Consider the following 21684-nt stretch of genomic DNA (forward strand, 5'->3'; position numbering starts at 1 on the left):
CGCAGCGCAACCCAACATAGATACTGAAAGCTTAACTGATATCTTGGTGTTGGGTTTCCTTACGTCAAACGCTACTTCACTCAAGTCGGGAAACCCGCCCACGTGAGTAGCTCCCCAACCTACATGTACATCTACATCTTGGGTGATGAGAATTAAAGTTTTGACTAAGAACTCGGTTTCACATCAGTGATAATTATGTGTTTTTTCGAGTCAAAACTAATTAAGCCTTGCTGTTGTAATTTACCCATTAATCTTGTGATTGTTACTCTAGTAGTACAGCAAGCACTGGCAATATCTTCGTGAGTAAAGCGTACACTGACACGAAATCCTCCTGCTACTGATTCACCAATTTCTTGTTTTAAAAGCTGCAATAGATGATGTAGGCGTTCTTCTACCTTTCTTTTACCAGCAATAGCTAAGAAAGACTCAGTTTGTTGTAAGCGGTAATTAATTTTTGGTAGAAGAATATGACTTAATATGGGAGTTACGGCAATTTCTGTAAAATTAATCGAGATTAATTCAATATCAGATAAAGCTGTAGCTTGATAGATAGGTAGAGATGTCATACTAGAACTAAATACCATATCCTTTTTAGCTAAACCCATCAACACTTCTTCGCCAGTTTCACAAAAGGTACTCAGCTTGGCTAAACCTCGATGAACATACCAAATTCCTGATGGATTGAGAGGAATATTTTCACCTTTAGCATATTTACAAATTGTCCGATTTTGGCTGAGATATTTTTCATGATTAACTAAACCTAAATCTGGCTGATGACTTTGATGAATCTGACGTAATAACCATCCGAGAGAAGTAGTTTTGCTTTGTTGATTACGAACTACCGCTACAGTTAAAACTGCATTAAAAGACTCACCTTGTAATGGCTGTAGTCGCACTACTAAATCTCTCACATGATCAGATTGTAATATTTGATTTAGCTCACTACGAAGGCTTTCTCGTTCGGCAAAACTAATCAAATTAATTATTGATTTACCTATGAGATGATGCTTCGGAGCATTGCATAAATTAGCTGCCCTTAGATTGGCTTCTTGGATAATACCATCAGGATTTGTAATAAAATATCCATCTGGAGCGCATTCAAATAAATCATAGTAATGTTGACGTTCTGCTTCTAATAAATTTCGTGTTTGTAAAAGTTCCTCATTTTGGTGATAAAGTTCTTCTGCTGCTAACTGTACCAGCTTGGAAGTACTGTAAAGTTCCTTAAAAGCTTGTGGTAGTAAATCTGGAGGAATCCAAGGTAAAACACTTGCAGTTTGATACAAATCTGCTAGTTGTTTGTGTAATGTTTCTGCTCTTTGAATAAATAGTTCTATGTCCACTGTAGATTTCCATGACTTAATTGCAGAGGTTGCAGAATCAATGACAACACCTGCTAAACTGCCAATTGTGAAATTTAGAGTAAAGTGCAATTGATATCCAAAGGATATTTAAAATGTATGTTTACTCTGGAATGAAGCTAATTTTTACAACACAACACAAAACAGCTAATATATTTATCTCAATGCTTCAATTTACAATTCCCATCAGATTTTGATTTGTTAATGTCATCCCACGAATTACATAACATCAAGCAAATAACTGTATAGAAAAAATCAGATTATTACTTTTTGATAAAAATTACCTCTATCTTTAGTAGTAAAATTATTGCCATCAGCAAAATTAAAGCGTAGTATGAGGCAAAAGTCAAAAATCTTCAAACCTCTGACTAAGAATGCAAACAATAGGTTTTTTCTCCTCTGGAAAACAGTGTAAGACGATAGGCGACATTCCCCAGGAGCATCAAACCATAAAGTAGTCAATTGCTGATCAGCATAACTAGTAGTTCACAAGCTTCCTTCCACCGCTAGCATCAAGCCGATCATTCTGAGGACATAAGTTTAATTTTAAGCTGATATGTAACCACCCACACAGCTTTTTTTGATAGAAAAATGTCAATAAGGGCAAAAAAAATATATAGAGAAAAGATCATTCAACCTCTGAGAGAATCTTTGAAAAGTATCATGCGTAAGACCAAAATCTCAAAAACCTAACCCCTAACCCCTTCCCTACTAGAGAAGGGGAACAGGAATATAAGGATTTCAAAGCCTGGCGACTTTTCTAAGAGCCAGTGTGTTGCGTATGTTTCTAGTATACTTTTCGACTTTTTAAACAACCTCTAAAACCAATTTTGTTTATTCACTAAGTAGGTATCTACAAATTCTTCTGGAGTCTTGTTTAAGTAGATCATGCCTTCAATTAATCCTATAAGCTGCATAATCAACAAAGTAATTCCGTAAGAAAAAGAACCACCAACTACAGATATAACCAACATAATAAAACCTTCAGTGGTATAACCTAAAATAAATTTATGAATTCCAAACCCACCAAAAACAATTCCGCAATAACCAGCTAATAGTTGCTTGGCTGGTTGACTAGTATTGAGGTTTGCCATTTGTTTATTTCTCCTTAATAATTGAGTATAAAATTAATGTCTTTTTTAGCAATAAAACCAATGAAAAATTCAAAAATAACTTATTTCATCACAATAGGTAAACATAAGTTACCATAATCCCCGGAGATATGGCCGGAAATTATTGTATTAAATAATAGCTATATATTATTGTGATTACATAGATGAGAACACCATTATTGCAAATTATTAAAATAAATTACTCTTTCAAGAGAATTAATTCTCAATTATTGCTGAAAATGGCTGTATCATATCACTTTCTACAATTACATCAGTGTTATCTCCGGAATTTTTTAGAGATGTTTACACAGTGATTTAGTAGAGACTTACGCAAGTGTTGTATATTTTCGCATTCTTTAGCCAATAGTCAATAGTCTAAGACAGCTTGTTCTCTCCCTGCGTGTAGTGTATTTGAGATAGATACTACTATTAACAAGTCGAGCTAGCTGCTAGAACTATCTCCAGAAATTAATTCTGCGTTGCCCGAAATCCCTGTAGAGACGTTGCACTGCAACGTCTCTACATTCATTTTCACCAGATGTGTAATGAGTGGCTCTTCTGAACCCCCCACTCATTGATTTTGACTCCTGTATTCTGACTTCTGAATTCTTCTTCAATCAGTTTTTTGTCGGTAATCCCAGATGTTAAGCTACTTTGGGATTGTTAAATGACTAATTAATCACTGTAACTCAATAATACACAAAACTTATCCGAAGTTTTTGTAATCTATTTAACAATCTGACTTACTAATTACCACTACCCAAAAGAAATAAACTGAGTAGAGTGCCACTATTCCAAAGGCTATGGAGCAGCATTGGTGCGAGTAGGTTGCGCGATCGCGTGTATACTACCCCTAAAACGATCCCCAAAGCTGTAAGCGGGAGAATTTCTGATAAACTCAGGTGAGCCACAGCAAACAAAATCGCACTCAGAAGAATTGATCCCCAAACTGGTAGGTAGCGAGTTAGAGAGGGTAACAAAAAACCCCGAAAGAGTAATTCTTCAAAAATGGGGGCAGCGATCGCAGCTGTCACATAAAATATCCCCAAGGCGACAAAATCTTGACTTTCCAGTGCTAGTTGCAATAAAGGATTACTACCACCTCTTCCTTGCCATAGCTGTTGATTAATTAAGGAAACTATTACAACTATCGGTAAAGCTGCACAATAACCACCTAATCCCCACAAAAACCAACTATCCCGCAGACGGAAGCGAAACCAAAATTCTGATAATGGCAAGAAGCGCTTAATGGAAATATATAAGACTGACAATGCACCCGATGCGACTAATAGGTAACTAATCAAGACATAAACAGCCTGAAGTCTTACACCCACAATAGGACGAGGAATAGGAAGCAGTAACAGCAAAGCGGGAACAAAAATTTGCCCCATGAAGAAAAAGCCAAAGACCAAAACTTGTAAAATAGTTTCCACATCCCAAGGTGTTGACCAAGTGACATCAGCATTTTGAGACAATAAAGCAGCTTTTCCTTTCAACAAGCGTTGAGCGATGAGGAAAATTAACAATATCATCCCCACCAAAGCTGTCAAGCTAGGAACAGTAGCAATGACCGCTAACTTAAACACAGCTTGAGATGCTGCTGCTTGTTGTACAGATTGCAATTGTGTTAAAGCGTCTTGGCGTTGCTGGAGTTGGTATAACTTCACCAAAGCTGTGGAACGAAACCAACCATCTAAATTCTGTTGAATCAATTGTTGCGCATTGGGGAAAAGACGGGCGGGTTCACTCCACAGCCCACTTAAGACAGCAGCAGTTTGCTCAACTTCTGTGCTAGAGTCTGGTGTCTGTGCTTTTTGTAATTGCTGCCAAGTTTGCAGTGCTGTATCTCTTTTCCCTTGCTGCGCTTGTAAAATACCTAGCTGTAAGCCTAGTTCATCTGAGAATTTTTGCAGTTGTTGAAGAGACTGCTGCAACTGCGTTTCTTGGTTGGTACGAGCAGGAAGTGCGTCAGTTAATGGTTGAGAGGGGGCAGGATTTTCTGGTTCAGCACGCAGTTGTGTCAGTTGATTTTGAGTTTTGGTTAAATTAGTTTGTACAGATTGCAGCGCTTGTGTATATTCCTTGGTAGCATTTTCTAGAGGTTTTTCTCCCAGTATGGCTTCTCGAATTACCTGAGAACTATCATCACTGCTATCGTCTGGTTGCCAAGCTTGTGCTTGTAAGACGATATTAGTTTGGTACAATTCCAAGCGACTTTGAAACTGTGGTTCTTGCAAACTACTAAATAACGACGAAGCTGCTAGAAAAACTGCTATCGGTGTTAGTACAAAAAATAAAACCAACCGCTTAATTGTCATCTGTCCCCCTGTGACGAACCCGTGGAGAGTTGATCCCCCTTGGGAATTATCGCAAGAAAAAGTCATAGGTGGATAGATATGATCAAGATTGTGAGTTGGCGATCGCTCGTACTATGTTAAATTACAACCCGTTACACTGCTTACCTTCCGCCGAGGATCTACCAGATTCTGACGATGAACCTGTGGATAATGAACTACAAGATTTAATTCCCAGTTTGCTCAAAGCCATCTTAGCTTGGATATAACTATAGTCACTTACAGCCCAAACTCTCCCGCGTAGCTACACCAGTTACCGGATTAATTCCCTCAGCTTTTTCACACAATAAAGAGACTTGATAGCGATCAATTAAAGCGTCGGTAAAATCAGCACCTGTAATGTCAGCATCATAGAAACGACTCCGGGTTAAAGTTGCTTGTGTGAAATTAGCATTCTTTAAGTTTGCCCCATCTAGGGTAGCTCGATCTACTAAAGCCCCAGTTAAATTTGCCCCTGCTAAATTAGCTTTTAATAAAACGCCTTTAGTGAGGATAGCGTTAGTTAAATTCGCCCCTTGGAAATTTGTCCCGCGCATTTCCGCCGCGACAAAAGTTCCACCAGTCAAATCAGCGTTAGCAAAGTCCCGATTTTCGAGATTTATATTACTGTAGTTGATTGTATTAACTTGAGCCAAAGCTGGCTGAGGATTAATAATTACCCAAAACCACGCTAGGATGACAATGGCAATTAAACTAACTAATTTATCAAAAATCTTTTTCATCAGCTTACCAAATGTACTAATAGTCAAAAGCCAACAGTCAAATGTCAAAAAAATGACTAATGACTATTGACTAATGACTATTGACTATTTCCAATCTTTCCCAATTCTAATAGTTAGGTCAGATTCTAGCTCCCCTGTAGATTTAGATTCAACTATGCCTAGCCCTAATAATTTTTGTAGGTTAACGCCTGCTTGGCGATCGCCTTTTTGGATAATAATTTGGGTTTGACGTTGAGTATCAGGCCAATCTGGGGCGGTGTAAATATTTGTAAAGCCTTTCTTTTTCAAGTAAGCAATAACTTTTTCCGTTAGCTGGGGTTGATTGGAAGCATTTTGAATAGCAATTTTGAGTTGAGAAACTGGTCGAGAATCTTGTTTTAGACCAGGTACATCTACCCCAACATAGTTGTTTAATAGATTTTGTTGTCCGGTCATATTCAGCCAATAGCTATTTGGGTCTTTACTAAACTTGCTGAATGTTCCCGGTAACATGGTCATTTGGAAATTATCCCGTTCTACATTGACGGAAAAATTCACCAAAGCCATCATTTCTTCTGTCTTCAAATTTGTATCAAAATATTTCCGCATCAAGCGGGTTAATTGAGGCAATCTGGGTAAGACTGTCGGACTATTAAGCCGTTGCAGCAAGGCGGAGACTAAAGCTTGTTGTCGTTGTACTCTTGGTAGATCCCCTAACCCTTCTTCCCGGAACCGGGCAAATAGTTCTGCCTGTTCACCGTTGAGGTTTTGCCAGCCATTAACTAGACTGACTGTTGACCGATGACTGAGGTCTTGATATGCCATTGCTTGCGGGACAAAAACCTCCACTCCACCCAACTGATCAACTAATTGCTTTAAGCCACTAGTGGAAATACGGATGTAGCGGTCAATGCGAGCATTGTTTAAGGTACGGCTGACTACCCTAGCTGCCAATACTGGCCCGCCTTGGGTGTTGGCTTCAGATACCTTGGTTAATCCCTTTTCGGGGATGGCAATCATAGTGTCTCTGGGAATTGACAGCACCCGGATGGTTTTATTTTCAGGGTTGAGTCTTACCAGCAGCATAGTGTCGCTAGTGCCAGAAAAACTTTCTGGTGAACCATCAACAGCGCCTTTGACTGGCTCAATGCCCATGATGAGAATATTCATCGGCTTGGATAGCTGATACTGGGAAATCTTGCTCCACAGTTCTCCAGGTAAGGGCATTTTCTGCTCACCTTGCCCAGCCATCCCTAATTCTTCGTCGGTGCGGTCTAAATTACTCCATAGAGGAGTCCACAGCGCCAAGGTGGAGACTAATAGCCCCGATAGGACGATGCCTAAAACCACTGTCAAAATCCACAGTAGCCAGCGAGGCATAGATAAACCCAAACGTTCGTAAAGCTCGTTGGGAATTATGCTGACAGACTCCACCACATTGCGAGAAGCGTTGGCTGTCTCCTGAGTTTGTGTCTCTAGTTCTGCGGACTGATTATCTACCCGTTGAATTTGGGAAGCCCCTACTTCTAAATTTAGATCCGGTATCTGTTGCGGTGCGACCTGATTTTCTGACCATTGAAACTGTTTTATCACAATTATCTCCCCACTCGAACCACTCCCTAAAAGTTATGTTAATGCAAGCTACCAATCTTGCCAGTGTAAGACCGCACTGTACACTTGAAATGTTCTACCGTAGGTGTGATGACAACATGAGTAGTTCATTGTTCCCAGTTATCCTGGCAGGTGGTAAAGGTGAACGTTTTTGGCCTCTCAGCCGCCAAGATCGACCCAAACAATTTTTAAGTCTTGATGGTAGCTCTAGAAGTTTATTGCAATCAACCGCCGAGCGACTAATTACATTCGCTGGAGGTTGGAATGACCTATGGGTAATCACCTCTAATCAGTTAGGTCAAGGAGTGCAACAACAATTACCCGATTTACCATCGCCAAATTTGTTGATTGAACCGCAGGGGAGAGACACCGCCGCCGCCGTTGCTTGGACAAGTCTGGAAATTCAAAAGCGTTATGGAGATGACGCGATTATCGGCTTTTTTCCCTCTGACCACTGGATAGCTGATTTAGAGGCGTTTGAACGCACTTTAGACGCGGCTAGCCAATTAGCGGCAAATACAGCTGCAATTGTCACTTTGGGGATCAAACCTAGCTTTCCATCAACCGGTTACGGCTACATTGAGCAAGGCGAAAAATTTGGTAGCTTTAATGAGTTGCCAGCTTATCACGTCAACCGCTTTACTGAAAAGCCCAACCGCGAAATAGCGGAAACTTTTCTATCTACAGGACGATTTAGCTGGAATAGCGGTATGTTTGTCTTCCGGGCAGGAGTTGTTCTAGAAGAACTATATGCCCATGCACCAGAAATCATCGAACCATTAGTTAAACATGGGGTTGACATTTATCCCCAGTTACCTAAAAAAAGTATAGACTACGCCCTCATGGAAAGGACTAATCTAGCATATGTTTTACCAGCAGAATTTGGGTGGGATGATTTAGGCGATTGGAATGCGATCGAGCGTTTATTAAAAAAACCAGATGCTGCCAATGTGGAATTAGCAACCCACGTAGGTTTAGATACACAAGGGGCAATTGTTTATGCTACTAATCCAGAGGATGTAATTGTTACTATTGGTTTAGAGGATGTGGTAATTGTGCGCGATCGCAATGTCACCCTGATCGTTAATAAAGAACGTACCCAAGAAATCAAGCAAGTCCTCAAAACCCTGCAAAGCGATCCCCGATTTAATCACCTACTATAACTGTTAACTTTAATAGTTAAAACCCTTGGCAGAGGCTAAAAAGCGGCTTTTTCTATTATAACTCTAGCAGAAAGGCAAGAGGACAAGGGGACAAGGGGACAAGGAGAAAAGGAGACAAATTTTTATTCTTTCCCCCCATCCCCCCCATCCCCCCCTCTCCCCCATCCCCCCTCTCCCCACCTCCAACAATGTTCCTCACCCAAACTGTCCCCCGTCAAAGAGAAATTATTGAAGTTTTCCTCCGCAATGGTTGGGATTATATGCGGCGGCTACTCACAGGTGGTAAAGCTGATGAACCCCAGTTACCTACACCGGCGGTCTTAAAAAATATCCTGATAGATTTAGGGCCTGTTTATGTGAAACTCGGTCAGTTGATGTCTACCCGTCCTGATTTACTCAGCGCAGCTTATATTGAGGAACTTTCTACACTCCAAGATGAAGTTCCGCCTGTACCGTGGGCAGAAATTGAAATTGTCATTCGTAAACAGCTAAAACGCCCTCTGGAAGAAACTTTTAGCCGAGTCAATCCTGTACCTGTAGCGGCGGGATCAATTGCTCAAATTCATCGTGCCACATTAATGGATGGTCGGGAAGTGGCGATGAAGGTGCAAAGACCGGGGATCGATACAACAATCGCTCAAGATATTGCTTTAATTCAAGGGATTGCCGATTTGGTGGCGCGTACCGATTTTGGGCAAAATTATGAAATCAAATCTATTGCAGAAGAATTCACTAAAGCTTTAGAAGCTGAATTAGACTTTACACGAGAAGCGACATTTACCGACCAACTGCGGCGGAATTTGTCACGTAGTCGCTGGTTTGATCCCACTCAACTGGTAGTGGCAGAGATTTACTGGCAATTGACGACTCAAAAGTTACTGGTGATGGAATGGTTAGATGGAATGCCTATACTGTCAGCAAGTTTGATTAGTAACAATGGTAAAGATCCGGTAGCCGAACGTAAAGCCGTGACGACGTTGTTATTTCGGGCTTTTTTCCAGCAGTTATATGTTGATGGCTTTTTTCATGCTGATCCCCATCCGGGCAATATCTTTTATCTCAACGATGGTCGTGTTGCCCTATTAGATTGTGGCATGGTGGGGAGACTTGATCCCCGGACTCAACAGATATTAACAGAAATGCTGTTGGCGATCGTAGATTTGGATGCGGGGAGATGCGCCCAATTAACTTTGCAACTAGCAGATTCTGCTCAACCAGTGATTTTATCTCGTTTAGAGAATGACTATGACCGGATGCTCCGGAAGTATCATAATGTCAGCTTGACAGAGATGAATTTTAGTCAAGTATTTTATGAAATCTTACAAGTTGCCCGGAATAATAAAATTCGCCTCCCCAGCAATATGGGCTTGTACGCGAAAACTATAGCGAACTTGGAAGGGGTAGCCCAGACATTTAACCCAGAGGTAAATTTATTTGACGAAATTCAACCATTAATTACAGATTTGTTTCGACGGCAACTGTTGGGGGATAATCCAGTGCGATCGCTCCTCAGAACAGCCCTAGATATTAAGAGTCTGTCTTTACAATCTCCCCGGCAAATCGAACTGCTATTAGATAGGGTGACATCAGAAACCCTACGCTGGAATCTCTCACTACATGGTTTAGATGGTGTGCGGCGGACAATGGACGATGCTGCTAACCGCTTGTCTTTTAGTATTTTAGTGGGTTCACTGATTATGGGGGCAGCAATTATTTCTACCAAAGCTCAGACAAGTCAGTTGTCTTTTTTGAGTAGTTTTCTCTTTGCTGCCGCAAGCTTGTTGGGATTGTGGTTGATTATTAGTATATTGCGATCGGGTCGTTTGCGATAAACCAGATGTCTTCATACTATACTCTTTGTGACTCTGTGCCTCTGTGGTAAGAACTACCTTTAAACCACAAAGTCATAAAGAGACAAAGTTTATTGGTGGTTTTAATTTCAAAAATATATGTCAATTATTATTGCCGAGAATCTGAGTAAATCTTATCCGGTAGCAATAAAAGAACCGGGAATTCGTGGGACAATTAACCACTTTTTCCGCCGTACCTACCGTTCAATTGATGCTGTAAAAGATGTTTCTTTTGCAATTGCACCTGGGGAAGTGGTGGGGTTTTTAGGGCCGAATGGTGCTGGTAAAACTACTACTTTGAAAATGCTTACAGGATTGATTCATCCTTCTGCTGGGACGGTGAAGGTAGCTGGACACGTGCCGTTTTTGCGTCAAGAGGCTTTTTTGCAAAAAATTACCTTGGTAATGGGGCAAAAGCAACAGTTGCTATGGGACTTACCAGCTTTGGATTCTTTGAAAATTAACGCGGCTGTTTACGATATTTCTGATAAAGAATTTCACCGTCGGGTTGGGGAATTAACAGAAATGCTGGCCTTGGAAGGTAAGCTAAACCAACCAGTGCGGAAGTTATCTTTGGGTGAACGGATGAAGGCTGAACTTTTAGCAGCACTTTTACACCGTCCTCATGTATTGTTTTTAGATGAGCCGACTTTGGGGTTAGATGTGAATGCTCAAGTGGCAGTGCGTGACTTTTTGCGTGAGTATAACCAGCGTTATCAAGCCACTGTTTTATTGACTAGTCATTACATGGCTGACATCACCGCTTTATGTGAACGGGTGCTGTTAATTCACCAAGGAAAGCTAATGTATGACGGTAGTTTAGATGGACTTTTAGAAAGTTTTGCACCTTATCGGGAAGTACATTTAGAATTAGCTGAACCTTTACCGTTAGAGAAACTGCAATCCTATGGGGATGTGCAACTTTTAGAAGGACGATCTGTTTGTTTTATGGTGCAGCAGGAGGCTTTGACAAGGACTGTGACGAAGATGTTAACGGAATTGGAGGTGATAGATTTAACGGTGACTGAGCCGCCGGTGGAGGAGGTGATTGGTAGGGTTTTTCAGGCTGGTGTTGTGTAATTGGTGGTGTTTTTTTAACGCAGCGAAAAGTTCTGTAGGAGGGTTTCCCTCCGTAGGAACGCCACTTGCTATAAGCCGGGAAACCCGTCCAAAGCAGTGGCTCAACTTTTCAAGACAGAGGGACGCGGAGGTTAGCGCGGAGGTACGCGGAGTCGCTACTAAATTAGTGGAGTTATTTACTTGTTGATGGGAGAAGAAGGGGTGAATGAAGAAGATTATTAGAAAGGCTTTGACTTTGCTTTCGGTTTACTATGCTTATATGGTTGAGTATCGGGCTGAGTTGATTTTGTGGGTTTTGTCTGGTTCTTTGCCAATTATTTTGATGGGGGTGTGGATTAAGGCGGCGCAGGGTGGGAGGTTTGGTTTATCGTCTGTGGATTTTGCTCGTTACTTTTTGACAGTTTTTATTGTTAGGCAAATCTCTGTAGTTTGGGTAATTTGGGAGTTTGAAAAGGAGGTAGTCGAAGGTAAATTATCGCCGCGATTGTTGCAACCTTTAGATCCAGTGTGGCATCATGTTGCATCTCATCTTTCGGAAAGGGTGGCGCGTACACCTTTTGCTGTGTTGATTGTCGGGCTATTTTTTATTTTGTATCCTGAAGCTTTTTGGATACCAAGTGTAGGGCAATTATTTTTATTTACTTTGGCTGCGGCGTTAGCTTTTGTTTTGCGGTTTGTGATTCAGTACACTTTCGCTATGTTTGCCTTTTGGACAGAGAGGGCTAACGCTTTAGAAAACTTCTGGTTTTTATTTTATTTATTTTTATCTGGTTTGATTGCCCCTTTAGATGTATTTCCTCCCCAGGTAAAAGCGATCGTTTTATTTACACCTTTTCCATATTTAATTGATTTTCCGTCAAGTTTGTTAGTGGGTTTACCTGTAGATATTACACGCGGTTTCTTATCACTATTGGCTTGGATATTAATTTTTTTAGGTGTCAATCGTTTGCTATGGCGTGCGGGTTTAAAAAGGTATTCAGGAATGGGAGCGTAATAACAATTCAAAATTCAATTACCAATTCCCAATTCCCAATTACCCATTCCCAATTACCCATTCCCAATTACCATCAAGTTAATTATCAGTTGATGTATTCTCGGAAGACTTTTCAGTTTTCTGGGATGGTGTTTGAGATTGACTATCACTAGATGAATTCTGCTTCACTTCTACTGTAGGAACTATCACAGAAGAATCTGAATTTTTAGACTCTGTGGGGGGTACTGCTGGGATCACTACAGGTTGGGAATGCTTTTCTACTGGGGGTGAGTTTTGAATAGAAGTGGGTGGTGAGATGGTTTCTGAAGATGGTTGAGGGGTAATCTTACGAGAGGAACGGATTTCTCTAAGCTTTTCTACCAGGGATGGTGAAGGAGAATTTTTGAGTGTAGGTTGCTCAGGATTTGAGCGCTGTGAGTCTCCTGGGCTGGTTTGGGGAGATAAATCTGTGGAAGTAGTGGTGGTTTTAGCTGACTCGGTTTGTGACTCAAGGGAATTACGCCTGCGTCTCCTAGAGTTAGAAACAGGGGTGTCGCTGGGGGAGAATGTTTGAGAATTTTGTCTGGTGTTATTCCCTGATTCCTGGTTTAGAGAATCAATGGTGGTTTTTCCCCCTAAAGGTTCGATGGGACGCTTTTCAAACAGGGGTTTTGAAGATGATTTGGGTTGGAGTTGAGAAAACAAGCTGGTGGCGCTAAATCCTGCTGTGGCTGCAACTAAGGCTATACCAATACCTAATAAAACTCTGGTAGCGCTATGCTTTTGCGCCATTAAATTCAGGGTTTTGAATGGTGATGGTTTTTTCACACCAGTGGAGACTTTTGCACCTGAAGATTTTTCTTGCAGGTGTACAGATAAATCAATGGTGGGAACTGCATGAGTAGTTAAAGCTTGCGGGGGAAGGTTGAAACTACTACCCGGTAGGAGTTGTAGCCATTCAGCGACTGTTTGGGGACGGAAGCGGGATTCTACCGCCATTCCGCGCATGATGGCTTGATTGACGGCGGCGCTGAGGTGGGGTTGCAGTTCGCGGGGGGCTGGCATTTGTTCGCGATCGCGCAATAATGATGGTAAAGGCACTTGTCCTGTCAATAGAGCATACAATGTTGCGGCTAAACCATACACATCTGTGGCGGGTGTACGTGGTGCTTGAGTTAGATATTGTTCAATGGGAGAGTAGCCTTCCGAGACTAAACCTGTGTGAGTTTGTCTGACACCACTATTGAATTCGCGGGCAATGCCAAAATCAATCAGTATGACTTCCTGAGTGCCTTGACGCAGGATAATATTGTCTGGTTTCACATCTCGGTGTAGCAAACCATTGTTGTGGACTACTTGTAAAGCTGCGCCAATTTGGCGGATGTAATGAATTGCTGTTTCTTCTGGTAAGGGTATCCCTGGTAAGACATAAGCATCTCCTAAAGTGTCTCCAGGAATGTATTCCATCACCATGTAAGGTAGTCCATCTTCGACAAAAAAGTCGCTGACTCTGACAATATGAGGATGAACACAAGTAGCTAATCTTCTCGCTTCATCTTGGAATTGTTGCTCGAACTTAGCAAAATCAGTATGTTGTCGCAGTCGTTCGTTAATAGTTTTCATCACTACTTCTTGTTCTAAGTAATGATGCGTAGCTTTAAACGTGATGCCAAAACCACCGCGTCCTATTTCTTGGGTGATGGTATATTTTCCACCCTGTAAGGTTTTACCTGCTAACATAAAGAGTTTTGAGTCCTGTTTTTTGGATGAGCAGATTGCTACTTGTTGTTGATGGTTGGGAGCTGGTAAGTAAAAAAGGTTTTTATCGAGTGTTCTTATCTATTGTATTTGTCTGGGCAAAGCTGATATGCCCGACTTGAGGAATGATTTACTTTTTGGCTCTCCCGTTTCGTCTCTAGCCTCCGATTTTTGATATTAACCAGTTTTTCTTTCTCATAATACAGTAGGACAAGGTAATGCCCATCCGTGTTCAGCAATTTAAAGTTGAAAATTCAACAAACCTTGGATAGTAAGTATTTTCGGCTATCTATCATCATCCCCAATTACTCATGATCAACAATATTCTTGACTGCTCAAACAAGTCGGGGATCTAAATTCTTCGATTCTGACAAAGGAGGGAGAACTCTCAGAGTTGGAAGCAAGTTATCTTAACGCAATCTTTATACTTTCTCAATACAAGCTTTAAATTTTTAAAAGAAAATCTGCCAGAGAATCAACAAGTTAAGTAAATCGATCAACAATGCCACAATCACTTTTAATTGTCTATTTTGACTAAGCTGCTGACGAGCAACTAACAATTGCAGTAGTAGCCATAAAGAATAAAGTTGAATTGGCAGAAAAATAACAATTAAACTAATGACGGCGGCTCGAAATGCTCTGTCGGCGGTTTTATCTGCCCAGGAAGGTGTTTCTAGATCATCAGCTTCATCATCTGGTAATGATTCATCTACTGATGTTTGGACCTCGAAATTATCAGCAGTTAAAAGTGTTTTCGCTAAATCAATGTCTTGAGGATTAACTTGTAATTTAATCCAGCCTACGGCAACTGTGAGATGCCATGCTAAGTTGACCAAGGATTCATTAGCTAAGTAACATTGAATGCCTTGTGATTCTAATAATTGCTTGGCTAAATTAGCATCAATGTAATTACTAAAAGTAGCCACTGTCACCCAATTATTAACTATTTTGTTCACTGATTTAAAGAATGTAGTTTAATTTTGCTGGCTGCTTTTGTGGCTTTGGCTCTTGCTTGTTCTACAGTATCGGCTTTTGCTAAGGCGACTCCCATGCGACGATAGGGATGGGCGGTTGGTTTACCAAATAATCTGATATCTACGTCTTTCTCTGCTAATGCTTCTGCTACGCCTGTAAAGACAATTGCATCCAATTTTTCGGTGGCTAAAATCACGGCGCTGGCTGAATTTCCGAGTAGTTCGATATGAGGAATGGGTAAGCCTAAAATTGCTCTGAGGTGTAGTTCAAATTCGTTTAAATTTTGAGAAATTAATGTCACCATGCCTGTATCATGAGGACGAGGAGAAAGTTCAGAAAATATAACTTCGTCTTTGGTGATGAAGAATTCTACACCAAAAATTCCGGCTCCTCCTAGAGCATCAGTGACTTTTTTGGCAATGGTTTGTGCTTGTAATATTTGCTGTTGAGAAATAGCTGCGGGTTGCCAAGACTCTTGATAATCGCCTCTTTCTTGTCTGTGTCCAATGGGAAGACAGAAAATTGTTGGGGCATTCCATTGTTTAATGGTGAGGAGCGTAATCTCGATTTCAAAGTTGATAAATTCTTCAACTATGACTTTTTGACTGTCACCACGAGAATTAGCGATCGCATAATTCCATGCTGTCTCTACTTCTTCTTTTCCTAATACTACAGATTGCCCTTTTCCTGAAGAAGACATGACAGGTTTCACGACATTGGGAAAGCCGATCGCTTGAGAAATATCTACCAATTCTGCTAAGGTAACAGCATACCCATATTTCGCTGTTCTAATGCCTAATTCTTGATGCGCTAATTCTCGAATGCGATCGCGATTCATGGTGTAGTTTGTCGCTGCCGCCGTGGGAATAACTGTGATACCTCTTTGTGCGAATTCCTGTAATTTTTCCGTCCTAATTGCTTCAATTTCTGGTATTATCAAATCAGGTTTATGCTTAGTAACTACCGCTTCTAAATCGTCAGCACTCAGCATAGAAATTACTTCCGCACAATCAGCCACCTGCATTGCTGGTGCATTGTCATAACGGTCAACAGCGATAACATAGTTACCAAGACGTTGAGCCGCAATGACAAATTCTTTGCCCAATTCACCTGACCCCAATAACATTAGTTTTTGGGGTAGTTTAATCGTATTACTCATTAAATTTCCGAGCTAATTGTGATTTAGCAGGTTGATAATCGCTAGCATTTTAATTATCATCTGCCAAATAGTTAAACTTAGCTCCCCGGAGTTGTAAATCTTTACGTTGTTGTTTTGTCAACCCATTCCCTATGCCCAACTGACATTCATCGACCAGGGTATCTAACCAAACAGTTCCGTTCAGGGTTGCACCTCTTAAATCTGCCTTACGCAAATCGGCTTTGGTGAAATTGACAAAAATCAAGTCGGCATTTAATAAACTTGTACCTTGCAAGTTTGCTTCTGACAAATTGCCCCGAATTAAACTCACTTCGTCTAATTTCAACCCAGATAAATCGGCTCCGGAAAGATTGGGAAATTTTACCTGAGAGGGATTTTGCAGAAAGCGGATTACACAGTTGATGTTATCGTCATTCAGAGGTATTTTAGATAAGAACTGGTAACGACCTAGTCCTAATTCTTGGAGAATTTGTAGGCGTTGTGATGGACTCTGTTCTAAAAAATGAATGGCGTTAGATCGGATGTCTTGGGTATGAGGATTGATCATGATCATTTGTTGGCACTATATCTAACTATTGGATGCACGGCTAAAGTTAGCCATAGCCCGAAGAACAGCAGTAACCTGAAAACCTAATCAAATCTTCCACTCAGACAAAGAGTAGCATCTGATGTGAAACGCTGTGAAAAACTTTTGATAAACTCCACTGCTGAGTTTTTAAAGAATCGATTTTTGTCGGCAACTCCCAGACAAAATTGCTCAGACTGGGTGTCAATTAATGCCCAACTTTGTGGTATGCTCCACTCCAGAAATATCATGTTGTTTTCACCCATTCTCTGAAGACTCTATCTCCGCTAATTCTAACCAGCGCTCAGTCGCTAAATCAATTGACTGTTTGAGCGCTTCTATTTGTTCGTAGAGTTTTTGTACTTGGGTGTAACTTCCGGGTGAGACTTGGGCTAGTGCTTGCTCAGTTTGGGCTTTTTCGTCCTCTAGTTGAGCAATCTTGCCTTCTAGCTGCTCAAATTCCCGTTTCTCCCAGTTAGATAGTCTACGGCGCTTTTTGTTTTCTTGATCTTTAGTTTCCGATGTAATTTTTGCTTCTTCGGGATTTTTTGTTTTTTCTTTAGTGTTGGCTGTTGTTTGCCCTGCTTCTTCGGCTTTCTTGTAGTCTAGATACACTGAGTAATTGCCTGGATATTGTCGGACTTTCCCACCGTCTTCTAAAGCAAATATTGTATCGACTGTGCGGTCTAAAAAATAGCGATCGTGGGAGACGACAATCACACAACCAGCAAAATCTTCTAAATAATCTTCCAACACTGCTAGGGTTTGCACATCCAAATCATTTGTCGGTTCATCTAAAATCAGCACATTGGGCGCACTGATAAGGATACGCAGGAGAAACAGGCGACGCTTTTCACCACCGGATAGTTTATGAATTGGTGCATACTGCTGATTTCCGGGAAACAGAAATCGCTCTAACATTTGTGAGGCAGTAATTTTTGTGCCATCAGTGATTTTGACAAATTCCCCCTCTTCTTTAATGTAGTCAATCACGCGCTGATTTTCATCTAAAGCTGTGAGTAATTCTTCCGAATGTTGGTCAAAATAACCAATGTGTATTGTCCCACCGATCTCCACACTACCAGCATCAGGCTGGACTCGTCCAGTGATGATATTCATTAATGTGGACTTACCTGCACCGTTACCACCAATAATGCCGATGCGGTCTTCTGGACTAAATTCATAAGTAAAATCATTGATGAGAGTACGTCCGTTATATGCTTTACAAATGTTGTGCAAATCAATGACTTTTTTGCCAATGCGCCGACCGACTGTGGAGATATCAACCTTACCTTGGGCTTGTTTAAACTCAGTTTCTCGCATGGCTTGGATGCGTTGAATTCGAGCTTTTTGTTTTGTACTTCTAGCTTTTGGCCCTTTTTTGAGCCATTCTAATTCCCGCCTTAATACTCCTTGATGTTTGCGTTGGCTACTAGCGGCTGATTCTTCTGCTAGGGCTTTCTTTTCCAGGTAGTATGAGTAGTTACCGGCGTAACTATAGATATCGCCTCTGTCGATTTCGATGATGCGGTTGGTAACTTTATCCAAAAAATAGCGATCGTGGGTGATGAGGAAAAGTGCGCCCCGAAAGCGGTTAAGATAACTTTGTAACCACTCTACAGATAAAGCATCAAGATGGTTTGTTGGTTCATCCATGAGTAAAACATCTGGCTGTGAGAGTAAAGCAGTTGCTAGGGCAATACGCTTACGATAGCCTCCTGATAAACTACCAACAAGAACATCAAAATCGACAATTCCTAATTTTGTGAGGATAATTTTAGCGTTGGTTTCTAACTCCCAAGCGCCTGTTGAGTCCATACGCTGCATCACACTAGATAGGCGAGACATTAACTGGTTATCTTCTGGGTAATGAGCGAGTTTATCAGAGAGTTCTTCATACTCTCTAACTAAAGCCATTTGTTCACCACTATCAGCAAAAATCTGCTCTAACACTGTGCGATTTTCATCTAAGTCTGGTTGTTGGGGTAGGTAAACAATTTTAGCCCCAGAGCTATACAAAATTTGTCCACTATCAACTGGTTCTAGTCTGGCAATCATTTTTAAGAGGGTAGATTTACCAGAGCCATTTGTCCCGATTAAGCCGACTTTATCAGTGGTATCTAAACTAAAGCTAGCATCTTTTAAAATTTCTTTGATACCAAAGTCTTTTTTGACTGATTGTAGGGTAATAATACTCATATATTAATCTGCTTTGATTTTTGAACTGACTTGTGTGGATGGGTTATGGGTTATGGGTAATGGGTAATGGGTGATAGGATGATTGAAAATGAGTTGAAGTGATAACACATCCTATAAAACTACTAAATTAAAAACTAATAAATTAAATATTCTTGCTAGATAAATAACTTCACCTAAAGACGCAATTTGCTGTTAAGCTTTCTCACCTAGCTAGGCACAGAAAAAGCATTAAATAAATAATATTTTAGATGAGTAGAGGTGCGTTAAAGTCAGAAACGCACCTTAAATTGTTGCCCAATTTTACACAAATAGATCGAGGGGTAAATGTCCATACATTTCGTTAATGCCTCCTTCGTCGTAAGACTGACAAGATACTAAGACCCCACGATGATGTCCAGAATAGGAATCGAGATAACACAAGCCATTTTTGCCATTCAATTTGATATATACAGGCCCTTCCACTACAGGTAAATCGATGGGGACTTCGTAGCCGAAAGCGTGAGAATAGGTTCTCATAGCTAGTAAACCTTCTTTGGCTGTATCAGCGCAAATTCCTAGTATTTGATAATCAGCAAGTTTGGTAATTAAAATCAAAGCTCGACGCACTGATTCTTTTTCTGATGGTTTGAGAATTGGTGCAATATCTAGACAGTTAAATTTGTTGAGGATTTTTTTAGCCTCTGTAGTTGTGAGATGGGGATGATTGGGCATTGGCATAATTTAGAATTTAATAGGTTCTGAGGTTGTGTTGGTGTGTGATTAGGCAAATGATAGTTAATTTTGGCTGCTAGGATTTCCCAGATTAAAAATGAAGGGTACACTGTTTTGTGCATCTTTACCCATGACTAGGACTCTGGGCATTTGTGCGCCGCCAGTTTTCCATGCTTCTATGGCTTCTTTTTGCAGTACTAATTGCCCACCTTGGGCTTTGAGAGTTTCTGCTAAAAGTCTTTGTGCTTCTGCTCTCCCCTTAGCGCGGTTAATATCTGCTTGGGCTTCTTGTTCGGCTTCTCGCGCCACATAAACGGCTCTTTGCGCTCTTTGTTCAGCGATTTGTTTTTCTTCTACCGCTTTAGCAAACTCAGGGGAGAAAGTTAAATCAATTACGCTAGTGTCTAAGACAATTATTCCATATTTGTCTAAGCGATCGCCTAACGCATTGTCAAAGTCTTCTTTCAATTCGCTGCGTTTAGTAATGGCTTCTTCTACTGTTCTTTTGGCGGCGGCAATTTTGAAGGCTTCTTGGGTTTGGGGGGCAATAATTTTAGAGACAAGATTTTCTAGGGTTCCTTGTGTTCTTCTGACACCTACTATTTGACTAGCATCAAGACGAAAGTTAATCGCAAATCTGGCAGTTAAATTCTGTAAGTCCTTGGTCGAACTCTCGGCTGGGACTTCAAATTTCTGTACTGTTAAATCATACACATCTATCACCGAAATCAAAGGTGGTTTCAAATGAATCCCCTCCATTAAAGCACCATCTCTAGCTTTCCCTAAAATACTCAACACTCCTGCTTGTCCTGGGTTGATAATCATAAAGGAATTTAACCCAACAATGACAATAACTGCCAGTACAATTGCTAAAAGAGTAGTCTGCCAACTTCCCAATTGCTGATTTTTCAAGTTTGTTTCTCCTTAGTCATTAGTCATTAGTCAATGGTCAATAGTCATTAGTCATTGGTCATTAGTATTTCTTCTTCTTCCCTGCACCCCTGCACCCTTCACTCCCTCACTCACTACTCAGCACTCAGCACTCCCTCACTCCCCACTCGTTGTGGTAATATCAGGTTCACATAACTTTAGACGGCTGTGAGCATAGCATCTAAATCTCATGGGATATTAAAAAGGCGTAGACATTCTGTTCATCCTCTAGAGCGCCTGTTTGACTATGGACACCAGTATCGTCAACAGATGTGGTTGGCTACTGGTTGCTCAATTATGAATAAAATTTTTGACTTGGCTCCACCAGCTTTAATTGGTATTGCAGTAGATGTCGTAGTTAAGCAGCAGGATTCTATCATTGCTCAGTTGGGAGTGAAAGATATTTTTCGGCAATTTTTAATTGTTTCCCTGCTGACAGTCATCACTTGGATACTAGAGTCATTTTTTGAGTATCGTTATAAGTTGTTCTGGCGTAACTTAGCACAGAATATCCAGCATAACTTACGTTTGGACGCATACAAACACCTACAGGAGTTGGAACTAGCTTATTTTGAAGAACGTAGTACAGGTGGATTAATGTCTATCCTCAGTGATGATGTTAACCAATTAGAGCGTTTTTTGGATGTGGGGGCTAACGATATTATCCAGGTGGTCACAACTATTGTAGTCATTGGTGGTGCGTTCTTTGTTTTGGCTCCTAATATAGCTTGGCTAGCTATTTTGTCAGGATGTATTCTTGTTTCATGGTACAGTGGCCGAAAATTGCTGAAGCCCAGGAATTTATTACCCAGTTGCCCCAAGGTTATGAAACAATTGTGGGAGAAAGAGGACAAAAGTTATCTGGAGGACAAAGACAAAGAATTGCCATTGCCCGCGCAGTATTGAAAAATCCGCCGATTTTAATTTTAGATGAAGCGACCTCGGCAGTAGATAATGAAACAGAAGCAGCTATTGGGCGATCGCTAGAACGAATTACGGTAAATAGAACAATAATTGCGATTGCTCATCGTCTTTCCACAATTCGCAATGCCGATTGTATTTATGTCATGGAATACGGACAATTAGTCGAGTCAGGAACCCACGAAGAATTGTTAGAAAAAGATGGCATATATGCTAGTCTCTGGCGCATACAAAGTGGGTTGAGATAAGGAGTGAGGGAGT

At 40.9% G+C, this 21684-nt stretch carries 18 protein-coding genes and 1 pseudogene; 6 read left to right on the forward strand and 13 right to left on the reverse strand.

All coding sequences use genetic code 11. The features are described from left to right. Window positions 1-164: 164 nt before the first annotated feature. From FD725_RS07345 to FD725_RS07355, 3 genes are all read right to left on the reverse strand, one after another. Complete coding sequence (locus FD725_RS07345; RefSeq protein WP_179051463.1) at window positions 165-1343, reverse strand: helix-turn-helix domain-containing protein; 1179 nt, start codon at window positions 1341-1343, stop codon at window positions 165-167. A gap of 836 nt (window positions 1344-2179) precedes the next feature. After that, a complete protein-coding gene (locus tag FD725_RS07350; protein ID WP_179047515.1) occupies window positions 2180-2455 on the reverse strand; it encodes a TM2 domain-containing protein in 276 nt (91 codons plus the stop codon). Between the two features lie 764 nt (window positions 2456-3219). After that, entirely contained in the window at window positions 3220-4791 is a 1572-nt protein-coding gene (locus tag FD725_RS07355; RefSeq protein WP_179051464.1) for a CPBP family intramembrane glutamic endopeptidase, read from the reverse strand. Between the two features lie 68 nt (window positions 4792-4859). Here FD725_RS07355 and FD725_RS07360 point away from each other — a divergent pair, with 68 nt between their 5' ends. Beyond that, a complete protein-coding gene (locus tag FD725_RS07360; RefSeq protein WP_179046223.1) occupies window positions 4860-5036 on the forward strand; it encodes a hypothetical protein in 177 nt (58 codons plus the stop codon). A gap of 6 nt (window positions 5037-5042) precedes the next feature. Here FD725_RS07360 and FD725_RS07365 read toward each other — a convergent pair whose 3' ends face one another. Further along, window positions 5043-5549 (reverse strand): pentapeptide repeat-containing protein, encoded by a 507-nt coding sequence (locus tag FD725_RS07365; RefSeq protein WP_179051465.1) that lies wholly within the window; start codon window positions 5547-5549, stop codon window positions 5043-5045. A gap of 84 nt (window positions 5550-5633) precedes the next feature. After that, window positions 5634-7121, reverse strand: a complete 1488-nt coding sequence (locus FD725_RS07370; protein WP_179047516.1) for an LCP family protein — start codon at window positions 7119-7121, stop codon at window positions 5634-5636. A gap of 116 nt (window positions 7122-7237) precedes the next feature. On the opposite strand from FD725_RS07370, the gene FD725_RS07375 reads away from it, so the two are divergent. From FD725_RS07375 to FD725_RS07390, 4 genes are all read left to right on the forward strand, one after another. Next, complete coding sequence (locus tag FD725_RS07375) at window positions 7238-8302, forward strand: mannose-1-phosphate guanylyltransferase (protein ID WP_179047517.1); 1065 nt, start codon at window positions 7238-7240, stop codon at window positions 8300-8302. A gap of 188 nt (window positions 8303-8490) precedes the next feature. Then, a complete protein-coding gene (locus FD725_RS07380) occupies window positions 8491-10134 on the forward strand; it encodes an AarF/ABC1/UbiB kinase family protein (RefSeq protein ID WP_179047518.1) in 1644 nt (547 codons plus the stop codon). Between the two features lie 117 nt (window positions 10135-10251). Next, entirely contained in the window at window positions 10252-11232 is a 981-nt protein-coding gene (locus tag FD725_RS07385) for an ATP-binding cassette domain-containing protein (RefSeq protein WP_179047519.1), read from the forward strand. Between the two features lie 205 nt (window positions 11233-11437). After that, on the forward strand, window positions 11438-12226 hold the full coding sequence (locus tag FD725_RS07390) for an ABC-2 family transporter protein (protein ID WP_179047520.1): 789 nt from the start codon (window positions 11438-11440) through the stop codon (window positions 12224-12226). 78 nt (window positions 12227-12304) lie between these two features. Here FD725_RS07390 and FD725_RS07395 read toward each other — a convergent pair whose 3' ends face one another. From FD725_RS07395 to FD725_RS07430, 8 genes are all read right to left on the reverse strand, one after another. Continuing rightward, entirely contained in the window at window positions 12305-13945 is a 1641-nt protein-coding gene (locus FD725_RS07395; protein WP_179047521.1) for a serine/threonine-protein kinase, read from the reverse strand. Window positions 13946-14415: 470 nt separating this feature from the next. Continuing rightward, window positions 14416-14919, reverse strand: a complete 504-nt coding sequence (locus FD725_RS07400; RefSeq protein WP_179047522.1) for a putative signal transducing protein — start codon at window positions 14917-14919, stop codon at window positions 14416-14418. Then, complete coding sequence (gene purT, locus FD725_RS07405) at window positions 14916-16097, reverse strand: formate-dependent phosphoribosylglycinamide formyltransferase (RefSeq protein WP_179047523.1); 1182 nt, start codon at window positions 16095-16097, stop codon at window positions 14916-14918. The genes FD725_RS07400 and purT overlap by 4 nt, the downstream gene beginning before the upstream one ends. A gap of 49 nt (window positions 16098-16146) precedes the next feature. After that, window positions 16147-16650, reverse strand: coding sequence for a pentapeptide repeat-containing protein (locus tag FD725_RS07410; protein WP_179047524.1), 504 nt, complete (start codon window positions 16648-16650; stop codon window positions 16147-16149). Window positions 16651-16727: 77 nt separating this feature from the next. Continuing rightward, the gene (locus FD725_RS07415; RefSeq protein WP_179047525.1) at window positions 16728-16928 is read right to left on the reverse strand and encodes a hypothetical protein; all 201 of its coding nucleotides are present in this window, start codon (window positions 16926-16928) and stop codon (window positions 16728-16730) included. Next, window positions 16921-18861 (reverse strand): ABC-F family ATP-binding cassette domain-containing protein, encoded by a 1941-nt coding sequence (locus FD725_RS07420; RefSeq protein ID WP_179047526.1) that lies wholly within the window; start codon window positions 18859-18861, stop codon window positions 16921-16923. Before FD725_RS07420 ends, FD725_RS07415 begins: the two co-directional genes overlap by 8 nt. A gap of 300 nt (window positions 18862-19161) precedes the next feature. Then, a complete protein-coding gene (locus FD725_RS07425; protein ID WP_179047527.1) occupies window positions 19162-19578 on the reverse strand; it encodes a DUF1824 family protein in 417 nt (138 codons plus the stop codon). 57 nt (window positions 19579-19635) lie between these two features. Further along, window positions 19636-20484, reverse strand: coding sequence for a prohibitin family protein (locus tag FD725_RS07430; RefSeq protein ID WP_179047528.1), 849 nt, complete (start codon window positions 20482-20484; stop codon window positions 19636-19638). A gap of 186 nt (window positions 20485-20670) precedes the next feature. On the opposite strand from FD725_RS07430, the pseudogene FD725_RS32940 reads away from it, so the two are divergent. Further along, window positions 20671-21671: pseudogene (locus tag FD725_RS32940) on the forward strand (ABC transporter transmembrane domain-containing protein). The last annotated feature ends 13 nt before the right edge of the window (window positions 21672-21684 follow it).

Source organism: Nostoc sp. TCL26-01 (assembly GCF_013393945.1).
GTDB lineage: Bacteria > Cyanobacteriota > Cyanobacteriia > Cyanobacteriales > Nostocaceae > Trichormus.

Coding starts and splice junctions, on each gene's coding strand:
- FD725_RS07350 (WP_179047515.1), bottom strand. CDS start 2,455: ATGGCAAACCTCAATACTAGTCAACCAGCCAAGCAACTATTAGCTGGT.
- FD725_RS07355 (WP_179051464.1), bottom strand. CDS start 4,791: ATGACAATTAAGCGGTTGGTTTTATTTTTTGTACTAACACCGATAGCA.
- FD725_RS07365 (WP_179051465.1), bottom strand. CDS start 5,549: ATGAAAAAGATTTTTGATAAATTAGTTAGTTTAATTGCCATTGTCATC.
- FD725_RS07375 (WP_179047517.1), top strand. CDS start 7,238: ATGAGTAGTTCATTGTTCCCAGTTATCCTGGCAGGTGGTAAAGGTGAA.
- FD725_RS07380 (WP_179047518.1), top strand. CDS start 8,491: ATGTTCCTCACCCAAACTGTCCCCCGTCAAAGAGAAATTATTGAAGTT.
- FD725_RS07385 (WP_179047519.1), top strand. CDS start 10,252: ATGTCAATTATTATTGCCGAGAATCTGAGTAAATCTTATCCGGTAGCA.
- FD725_RS07390 (WP_179047520.1), top strand. CDS start 11,438: ATGAAGAAGATTATTAGAAAGGCTTTGACTTTGCTTTCGGTTTACTAT.
- FD725_RS07395 (WP_179047521.1), bottom strand. CDS start 13,945: ATGTTAGCAGGTAAAACCTTACAGGGTGGAAAATATACCATCACCCAA.
- purT (WP_179047523.1), bottom strand. CDS start 16,097: ATGAGTAATACGATTAAACTACCCCAAAAACTAATGTTATTGGGGTCA.
- FD725_RS07410 (WP_179047524.1), bottom strand. CDS start 16,650: ATGATCATGATCAATCCTCATACCCAAGACATCCGATCTAACGCCATT.
- FD725_RS07415 (WP_179047525.1), bottom strand. CDS start 16,928: ATGGGTGAAAACAACATGATATTTCTGGAGTGGAGCATACCACAAAGT.
- FD725_RS07420 (WP_179047526.1), bottom strand. CDS start 18,861: ATGAGTATTATTACCCTACAATCAGTCAAAAAAGACTTTGGTATCAAA.
- FD725_RS07425 (WP_179047527.1), bottom strand. CDS start 19,578: ATGCCAATGCCCAATCATCCCCATCTCACAACTACAGAGGCTAAAAAA.